Origin of the sequence: Butyrivibrio sp. VCB2001, assembly GCF_000423965.1 — a bacterium.
In the GTDB taxonomy this organism is placed as follows: Bacteria; Bacillota; Clostridia; order Lachnospirales; family Lachnospiraceae; genus Butyrivibrio.
Map to the genome: position 1 here is coordinate 620,670 of NZ_AUIZ01000001.1, position 8,636 is coordinate 629,305.

An 8,636-nucleotide genomic window follows, 5' to 3' on the forward strand; every position below is an offset into this window, starting at 1 on the left:
CAAGCGGCAGATCATCAAAATATATCATTCTTCCCTCTTATCGCCCCAGAAAAAAATAGAAATTGTTCCGGGACCTGTATGGCTTCCGATTGTAGCTCCAATATTCCAGATTTGAACCCTTCCATGTAGTTTAGGAAATTCCTTTTCTATCATAGCAGCGAGTTCATTTGCTTCTTCATAACAGATCGAATGGCACAAATAGCATTTGCCGGAATACATCTCATGATCGGTCGCATGAATACGCATCATTTCCACGGTTCGCTTCATGGTTTTCTTCTTTCCTCTTAGCTTCTCCCGTGGAGTAAGCACGCCATTACTGTCCATATTTAATAAAGGACATACATTAAGTACGGTTCCAATCATTCCGGCAGCTTTCGATATTCTTCCGCCTCGAATATAGTAGGTTAAGTCTGTTGAGAAGAACCAATGATGCATACATAGCTTATTGGCCTCGATCCATTTATATAACGAATCTATTTTCATTCCCCCATCGCGCATATCTGCCAGAGTTTCCATGATAAGACCATATCCGCTGGAAGCGCCAAGAGAGTCCACTATAAATATTTTTCTTTCGGGATATTTCTCCTCAAGCTCTTTTTTTGCATAAACGGCTGAATTATAACTTCCTGAAATACCGCTGGATAGAGAAATATGCAGGATATCCCTCCCCTCTTTTAGAAATTCTTCAAAGAAGGTAGAGTATTCCTCTACTGTAACCTGTGAAGTCTTTGTAACTTCTCCTGCGTCCATTCGGTCAAATAATTCCTTGGGAGGGACGCTTTCTCCGCAGTCATCCAGATAATCTTCATCTCCGATCATAAAGTGAAAATAAATAACCTGTATATTCCTGTCTACAAATCGCTCCTTTGAAAGATCTGCTGTGGAACAACAGCTTAATACATAATCATTCATAGCCTCCTCCCATTTTCATACCGTAAGTTTTGCAAGTATAAAAGAAGCAATCATTGAACATATTCCCGCCAAAATGTCCTGCCATTTATGCCTTTTTAAGTAAATGGATGCCCACACGCTGGCGGCAAACAAAACACCGAATAAAAATGTTACTGTCGGTGTAAGATACGCAGTCGAAAATACAACCGGAGATATAGAACTGGCCGCATGACCACTTGCACGAACATGAAATACCTTATTAAGCAATGCAAGCAGAATGACCGTAAAGAAATAGGTGTAAAATATTTCACGTATGGCTGCTGTTCCAAATCTCAAGCTATAGATAAAACAACATACATATCCGATAATACTGAATATGAAGGCAAGCTGCCTCTGTCCCTTTCGCTTATCAGAATTTTTATTTCCAAAAACCGACCACGCCGGATATGACAATAAGGGAAGCACTACCAAGCCTGCGAAGGCCATACCTATGTCATTTGACGCAGCAAATGAATCACCTCTTTGGAAATATAAGAAGCAAAGCAGTATCGCCACCATGAAAGGTGGTACTGTTATAATACGAACAACCTGCGCAAGCCTGTCCATATATCTTTTCTTATCAGAATACTCCATCATGATCCTCCATATCTGGCTTGTCCGTCACTGTCAACCCTTTGAGGCAGGGGAATAGGATTTTTCCCATAGCAAATCTGCCATCGGTTGCCATACATCCTTTAATACCTGTTCTATCGCATTTACTATTTCCGCATAACCTTGGCATTCATTCTGTTCACCTTTATCTATCCCGAAGTTGACTGCCTTTTCAAATGCTGTTCTTTCTACTGAGTGTTTAATCTTTCCGGACATAAATCCTCCTGACGCTTTACAATTACCTTACATGTGTTAAAATAACTCAATTGATGTATATTAGCGTCCTATACAATAATTAACAATGATACTTTTGGGAATCAGTATAGTTAAATATACTTTTTTCAAAATATGTAAGGAGATTTTTATAAATGGACAAAAGAATTGAAAAGACTAAGCATATGATCAAAACGACCATGCTTGAACTTATGAAGAAAAAACCATTTAATAAGATCACTGTGAAGGAAATCTGTGAGAACGCATACACAAGCAGGATTACTTTTTATACCTATTATGAAGATAAATATGATCTGATCGAGGACATCGCCACCGACATCAAAAGCGAAGTCCTAAACTATTATGAGTTGCTTCAGTCAAGAAATAATGCCGCAAACGATGTAATACAGGCTCATATGAATATTGTGGATTCCATACTTGAAACAGAGAAAAAATACTTCGACTCTACAGGTTTCACCCCACACACATTAAGTCCTGAGATGCAGCTTTTTTATTTTCGTTATATCAAACAATTCGTCGCGGACATCGAGACCAGTCTTGTAAAGATAAATCCCCGGTATCCGGAGAAGCTATTCTCTGCTTTCCTTGCAGGTGGAGTATGGGCATATATCGGTGAAGCGGAAGCAGGCGGTCATTCCCTTCAAGACACAAAAAACGAGGTGAAGAGCCTGCTTACAGAAATATTAAAAAGTAAATTATATGATTTATAATCCGAATATATTATAAATCCGTTGTTATTCTTTTTCCCGGAATCAAAGAACCTAATTGATTGAAAGCTATAATTGCGGTGAGTAGCTGATCGTGCCTTGTTTATGAATTGTTTACATGGTTACTGGCAATGTATCGCCGAGTTGGTTCCTCCTCCACCGGATAACTTGCGCCCTCCAAGGTATACTATATAATTATATCGGTTGTTATACATATTTTTCTGCTACCTATGGTGTGAACTTTAGTTCCTGCATGGCCTCCATCGAGGCCGGTTATGCTGTGGCTGAGGGTTTTAAAAGAGCCGACAATGCAGTGGAAGTAGATGTCCGCCCGTTGGCCGATGGCGGTGTGGTGTACGGTCCTCAGAAAGGTGCTACTCCTTCCATGATCACAGATATGGATACAATGATCATGCACAGGGGCGTCTTGCCGACTCCGTTTCTTCCGGCAATAGTGGTCAGCCAAAATTTATGACTGTGTGTTTATTTTATAGCCATTTTTTCCACTAGCTTTTTTAATGTACAGTTGTTTGTCTGCAGCTTGTATGCCTTCTTCCAGCAAAAGTGTTGATTCTGAATATATAACTCCACAGCTTGATGTAACGTGAAATTTGTTGTTCTCATATATTATCTGTGAAGTTATATCAGACATAATATCATCTAATCTTGTAATGAGTTCTGTTTCTGTCAAACCACAACTATATACAACAAATTCATCTCCGCCTATACGAGCCGGAATCCAGTTATCATCTTTATATTTAGCAAGTGCTGCGCTTATGTGTTTAAGCGCTTCATCTCCTCCACCATGACCCATGGTATCATTTACCTGCTTAAATGAATCAAGATCAAATATCATAACAGCTGTAGGTACAGCTTTATCCTGAGAAATAATTCTGTTAAATTCATGTTCCAATCCATCTCTGTTGTATAAACCTGTGAGTGGGTCTGTTTGAGATTTATGTGTTAATAGTTCTTTTTCCTTAAAATCCTCCTCGGCACTAACTATCTTACCTATTAGATAAATTGTAGAATCATGCTCATTTATAGTCGAAAATAATAATTTATAGTGCTCTGCCTTACCATTATTGTCATAATCAAATATCTCCGATACATTTGATTTATTGTGCTGACACTCAATAATCTGGCTACGTATAGACAATAAGAACGGATTGGTCAGATTCTCAAAATCATATTTTTCAATAAGATTGAATTTCTCTTTGAATTTAGAATCAAATGTAATGCAGCTTGTTTTATAGTCAATTTCAAAAATATATTCATCAATCAGGTTTGATAATTTTTCGTATTTCTGAATTTCCTTTGCCCTTCGTCTCAGACCCCTAATAGTTATAATTGCAATTATTACTGTAGCTATGACAACTAAGGCAGCAATTAAAGAAATGAGCATACTGGCAACAAATGGATTATTTTCAAGATATTGCTTGAAACTAATAGAATAATTGCTTTTTCTCATATTCTGGAGTAATAGCATTTGCATATCTGTTGCTGGTATTTTATACAAAATTTTATTAAAAATAGAAATTAACCTAGAATCTACTCCCTCGCAAAAGCCAAATGATACATTACCATAGTAATTAAGCGGCTCCATTTTTAAGACATTATTGCTATAAAACGGTACAAAGAAACTCGCAGAATAATAATTTATAACAGTGTACTCTGCTTCTCCATTAAACACCATATTAAGTGCATCTTCTACAGTATCAGCATAATACTGCTGATGTGGATCAGATATGAAGTTATAATCTTCTCCAGAAATTACCACCTCAGAATTGGCACTTATATTGTCCCTATCAAAATCATTGTTATATACAAGTATTACTGTATTCCCTAAATACGGACGAGATAATTGTATATCTTGTATTTCTGTAGGTGCATAAGCCATCATATCGATGTTTCCATTGATAATGTCTATTTGCAAATCTGCCTGATTGGAATAAGAAATATAATCAAATTGTATACCGGTTTCATTTGATATAATATTTGTAATTTCCGGCGCCAGTCCTTTTATAGTGTCATCATCTAAAAAAACAAATGGTATAGTAGTATCGACATATCCAACAGTGACTTTGGGATTATCTCTTATATAGTCCATTTCTGATGCAGAAAATGTTACTTCATATTGCTTATCTGTAAACTGGGCAGAGTTTTGCCATAATCCCTGATTGTTGTACGAATCCGCATATTCTCCCTCAGGCCTTGAAGCTTCCCATCTTGTGTTCCAATCATCCATAATAGAATCAAACGATTTATTTGAATTATTGGCAGCATCCGCAATTATATTTTGTATTTCGATTGAATTTGCTAAATCAACACCAGTTAAAAGGTCCTTGTATAATTTGTATTGTGCATCTGTTGCCGGGGTGTTAGGTATTATTGTAACATCCTTTAAATCAGTATATGACTCAGGGTATGGATTACCTTTAAGAATTGAAATACAATCATTATCTATAGCATAACCTGATTCGTCTAGCATATAATCTATAAAAGCTTTAGCAAGTTCAGGATTGGCAGAATTTTTACTTATTCCATAACAATAATTGCCGGCAAGTGTAGAATACTGTTGCCCATTTATATTATTCGGAAAAGGCATAAATGCAACATCATCAGGATTAGGTCCAGCAGCCTTTATCTCCTTTATTGCCCATGAACCCATTACCATACATGCTATTTCACCGGTATTTAACATGATTTTTGAATCATTCCAATCCGTATCCAATGGGTTGTCTCCGGCCAAATTTCTATTGACTATTTCATACAACAAAGAATATGTATTGTAATGTGTAGAATCCCTCTTAAAAGGTTCTTTCTCGAATATAAAATGATTAAATTTATAGTCAGAATCCCCAGTCATTTCGACAAAGGGGAAAACTTCCCAATATAGTAAAGCCCATGGATCATTGTATTGAGTATAAAATGGAATTGCAGATGTTCTCTCATCTATAAGATTAAGATCTTTTAAAAATTCTTCTGTATTAGTAGGAATTCTAGTAATTCCAGACTCTTCAAAAATTCTCTTATTGTAAATGAAACCATTTATGTAAACAGAAGATGGTAACCCATAAACTTTATCTCCGTTTATCTTACTTTCTGATAAATAATCGTATTTTTCAGCCAAATCATAAATATCACCAAGGGGGCGGAAAAATTGCGGTATATCATCATTCCCCATATATCCAGGAATCAATAGTACATCTCCATATTCCCCTGTAGCCATACGATCTTTTACTTCATTTTCATAGTCAGAATAATACTCAATAGAAACCGAAATGTTAGGATACTTTTTCTCGAAAGAAGTTACATATGCGCGCATTGATTCTGATGAAATATTCAGAATCACATTAAGATTACCTGATAAATTTGAGTTAGTTTCAACGGCGTCGCATCTAATTGAAAAAATGCCGGAAACTAAACATAATGCTAGTATTGTGGAAAAGAACATTTTGTTTAATCGCATATACTATCTCCATAATTAGTTAGTATCTAAATAGATGCATCATAATACTTGCAGAGCATCACATCGATAGTTTTGTAATTATTCCTGCCCAAGAAAATAATCACATCTAAGTTTTTCCTTCGTAAAATTATTATAAAACAGATTATTCTCAACTAATAGGGTTATCATGTTCACGATGTATATTTATCTTCTAAATCCAAGTTTACAGCCAATCACGTTACTGCCTGACTCCTTCTAAAAAGAATCAAAGACATGTAGAATTGTTTCTGAACCCCAAATAATTCAGCCATGGATTTCTGTGTAATCCACAGGCTTTCATCCATTATATATGCATCAACAGATACATCCCCTTCGTCGGAATGATATAGCACCATTTCCATCTGTTTTTTATAGCTTTCCATCAATTATCTCCTTAATTAAACACATTCAACAATACTTATCGCCATGGATTTCACGCCTTAATTTATCTAATGCCTTTTTCTCAATGCTCTTTAAGTAGTTCTTTGAAAGATGAAAATACTTAGCGGTCTCTGGAATTGATTTTTCTTCCTCAAATGCTATTAACCCATATCTGAATGAAAGAATCTTCTGTTCTCTTTCTGACAGTCCGCAAAAGAAGTTCCAAAGCCTTTCGCTTCGAAGGCGCCTCACCACAAGATTACCAACAGGATCAGATATTTCTCCACTAGGTATCTTTTCCTGTTCAGGGACCCCTTCCTCATCTGTGGGATCATCATCCAAAAACACCTGAGCATTCCCATCATAAGCAAGTCTATGCTCAAAAGATGAATCACCTTTTCTACACAGGTCATTCATGGCATTACGCATTACTTTGTAAGCAAAGGTAATGAACTTAACTCCGGTTGAAGGATCAAAGCTCCTGGCTGCTTCTATCATAGCAATACAACCTTCTTGGAGAATATCTTCCAGCTCAATACCGCCATAGTGATTTATATCAATCTCATGAATTGCTTCCAGTTCTCTTGCTATCTGAAGTATCAGACCTTCGTTTTCTAAAATAAGCAAGGTTTGTGCATGGGGATCATTTTGCTTTACCAGACTACAGAGTTCCTTATTATGTTCATCTTTCCTCTCTGATTTTGTCAGTTTTCTGTCATTCATGTCCCAGCCAATAAATCAAATACATCATCAACAATAGTTTTTCTTTTTTCCTCATCCATATCTGGCATATCAGGGTTAAGTTGTATTCCATCCATGATAACCTGCTTAAGGATTTTTTTCTTTTCCTCCATTGGCAAATCCTTCATATTAGGTATTTCTTTTGATGCTTCTTTCACAGCATTTAGTATTTCGTAGCACAATGTTTCATCGATTTTGTTATTCTCAGCTATTTCCTTTGAAACCTTTACCTGAATCTCCTTAACTGCTTTCATAAGGTACATTTGTATCTTATCAATTTCAAATTTGTTTGTTTGGATTCTCGAAGCTTTAAGTTTCTTCCTTGTTTCAGCAACATCTTTGTCATTAGGAATCTTTCCCGATACAACGAGTTCATTAAGCGTGTCCATTGAAAAATTCAAAAGAGCATTATGCGCCGTAAGCATCTGTGTGACAGCTCCGGAAAAAAAGTCAGCCATCAACTTAGCAGCCACAGCAAATCTGTCATTGATCAAAAGTTCATTTACAACACGAGGATCCACTTTTTTCGAATACAAATTCTTTGCAGCCTCAACCGACAGCCCAAGCTCTGCAATATCATATCTGGTATCTTCCGGTGTATTCGATATTCCTAAAATGTAATCTGTGGGAACCCCATAGAGTTTAGAAAGCTTGATAAGGATGTCACTACTTATAGTCTTGGTCGAACCATTTTCGATTCTGCCATATGTTGTTCTATCAATTCCAATTTCATCCGCAAGCTTATTCCGACTGTTAAAGCCATTGGCTTCACGTAATTCTCGCAATCTTTCCTGCAAGTTGCCAGGTAAATATTCCCCCATATCTTCCTTCTCCTCCAAACAAACGTTCCCGATAATCATATCATAACTGATGCAAATTTGCACTAAATCTTTATTTTGTCCTCATGATATTCCAGCAAAAAATGCAAATGCATAGCAAATCAGTCCTAACACCTTTTTCACACGAATAATTAATTAGAGGCAGATAAAACAATCCGCTCCGCAGCAACCCAAAGTCTTTCAGCCCTTGCCAAAAAGCAAGGGCGCACTTCTATACCTCTTCCAGAGGTACGTGCGTTTTGCTCTGCAAAAGTCTACCCGGCTTCGCCAAATTGCGTTCGCTATCGCTCCGGGATTGCAGGCAATCAAGAAGAAAAGGCATAAGTAACTATCAACAAAACTGCTCCTCAAATTTGAGGAGCCGAAGCAAGTGACCAAAAAGTCGCCAAAAGAAAGAGAGGTAAATTATTATGGCAGACAAACCAAGTTTATTAGCACAGCTTCATCCCAATCCAAAGCTTGAGAAACTCAGAAATGAGAAAATCAAAATCACTACGCAGAAAGAAAAAGCCGAAGTCAAATTAACTCAGTCAGGACACCGAGTGACTCAGGTAGAAAATGAAATCGAAACCGACAAGAAAAAAGCACGTACCGCCAGAAATAGCCGTATATGTTTCAAAGGCGCTCACATTGAATATCTGATTCCTGAAACAGCGGATCTTAACAAAGAGCAGTTCATGAAATTTTGTGATGCTCTTTTTT

10 protein-coding genes are annotated in these 8,636 nt (G+C 36.8%); 3 read left to right on the forward strand and 7 right to left on the reverse strand.

What is annotated here, in order from left to right; genetic code table 11:
• Nucleotides 1–24 precede the first annotated feature (24 nt).
• From G589_RS0102740 to G589_RS0102750, 3 genes are read right to left on the reverse strand one after another with little or no spacing between them, the layout of a single operon-like run.
• The gene (locus tag G589_RS0102740; protein WP_026521020.1) at nt 25–912 is read right to left on the reverse strand and encodes a DegV family protein; all 888 of its coding nucleotides are present in this window, start codon (nt 910–912) and stop codon (nt 25–27) included.
• A gap of 15 nt (nt 913–927) precedes the next feature.
• Nucleotides 928–1,527, reverse strand: coding sequence for a hypothetical protein (locus G589_RS0102745; RefSeq protein ID WP_155832487.1), 600 nt, complete (start codon nt 1,525–1,527; stop codon nt 928–930).
• A 30-nt stretch (nt 1,528–1,557) separates the two neighbouring features.
• The gene (locus G589_RS0102750) at nt 1,558–1,758 is read right to left on the reverse strand and encodes a hypothetical protein (protein ID WP_026521022.1); all 201 of its coding nucleotides are present in this window, start codon (nt 1,756–1,758) and stop codon (nt 1,558–1,560) included.
• A gap of 152 nt (nt 1,759–1,910) precedes the next feature.
• Between G589_RS0102750 and G589_RS20860 the strand changes: the two genes are divergently transcribed.
• Entirely contained in the window at nt 1,911–2,486 is a 576-nt protein-coding gene (locus tag G589_RS20860) for a TetR/AcrR family transcriptional regulator (RefSeq protein WP_026521023.1), read from the forward strand.
• Between the two features lie 277 nt (nt 2,487–2,763).
• Nucleotides 2,764–2,958: a hypothetical protein gene (locus tag G589_RS0102760; protein WP_196811834.1), complete on the forward strand. Its 195-nt coding sequence runs from the start codon at nt 2,764–2,766 to the stop codon at nt 2,956–2,958.
• Here the strand turns inward: G589_RS0102760 and G589_RS0102765 are convergent.
• The 4 genes from G589_RS0102765 to G589_RS20865 form a co-directional block, all read right to left on the reverse strand.
• The gene (locus tag G589_RS0102765; RefSeq protein WP_026521025.1) at nt 2,953–5,955 is read right to left on the reverse strand and encodes a GGDEF domain-containing protein; all 3,003 of its coding nucleotides are present in this window, start codon (nt 5,953–5,955) and stop codon (nt 2,953–2,955) included. The two genes, G589_RS0102760 and G589_RS0102765, sit on opposite strands and share 6 nt — an antisense overlap.
• A gap of 212 nt (nt 5,956–6,167) precedes the next feature.
• On the reverse strand, nt 6,168–6,356 hold the full coding sequence (locus G589_RS0102770; RefSeq protein ID WP_026521026.1) for a hypothetical protein: 189 nt from the start codon (nt 6,354–6,356) through the stop codon (nt 6,168–6,170).
• A gap of 25 nt (nt 6,357–6,381) precedes the next feature.
• Nucleotides 6,382–6,981 (reverse strand): sigma-70 family RNA polymerase sigma factor, encoded by a 600-nt coding sequence (locus tag G589_RS0102775; protein WP_196811835.1) that lies wholly within the window; start codon nt 6,979–6,981, stop codon nt 6,382–6,384.
• A 92-nt stretch (nt 6,982–7,073) separates the two neighbouring features.
• Complete coding sequence (locus G589_RS20865; protein WP_051192132.1) at nt 7,074–7,916, reverse strand: helix-turn-helix domain-containing protein; 843 nt, start codon at nt 7,914–7,916, stop codon at nt 7,074–7,076.
• A 428-nt stretch (nt 7,917–8,344) separates the two neighbouring features.
• On the opposite strand from G589_RS20865, the gene G589_RS0102785 reads away from it, so the two are divergent.
• Nucleotides 8,345–8,636, forward strand: a 292-nt coding sequence (locus G589_RS0102785) for a DUF3847 domain-containing protein (RefSeq protein ID WP_026521028.1), incomplete at its 3' end; no start/stop codon positions are given.

What these genes read in the sequence shown, in the direction of transcription:
- G589_RS20865 (WP_051192132.1), bottom strand. Translation starts at nt 7,916, where the DNA reads ATGGGGGAATATTTACCTGGCAACTTGCAGGAAAGATTGCGAGAATTA.
- G589_RS0102750 (WP_026521022.1), bottom strand. Translation starts at nt 1,758, where the DNA reads ATGTCCGGAAAGATTAAACACTCAGTAGAAAGAACAGCATTTGAAAAG.
- G589_RS0102770 (WP_026521026.1), bottom strand. Translation starts at nt 6,356, where the DNA reads ATGGAAAGCTATAAAAAACAGATGGAAATGGTGCTATATCATTCCGAC.
- G589_RS0102745 (WP_155832487.1), bottom strand. Translation starts at nt 1,527, where the DNA reads ATGATGGAGTATTCTGATAAGAAAAGATATATGGACAGGCTTGCGCAG.
- G589_RS20860 (WP_026521023.1), top strand. Translation starts at nt 1,911, where the DNA reads ATGGACAAAAGAATTGAAAAGACTAAGCATATGATCAAAACGACCATG.
- G589_RS0102765 (WP_026521025.1), bottom strand. Translation starts at nt 5,955, where the DNA reads ATGCGATTAAACAAAATGTTCTTTTCCACAATACTAGCATTATGTTTA.
- G589_RS0102740 (WP_026521020.1), bottom strand. Translation starts at nt 912, where the DNA reads ATGAATGATTATGTATTAAGCTGTTGTTCCACAGCAGATCTTTCAAAG.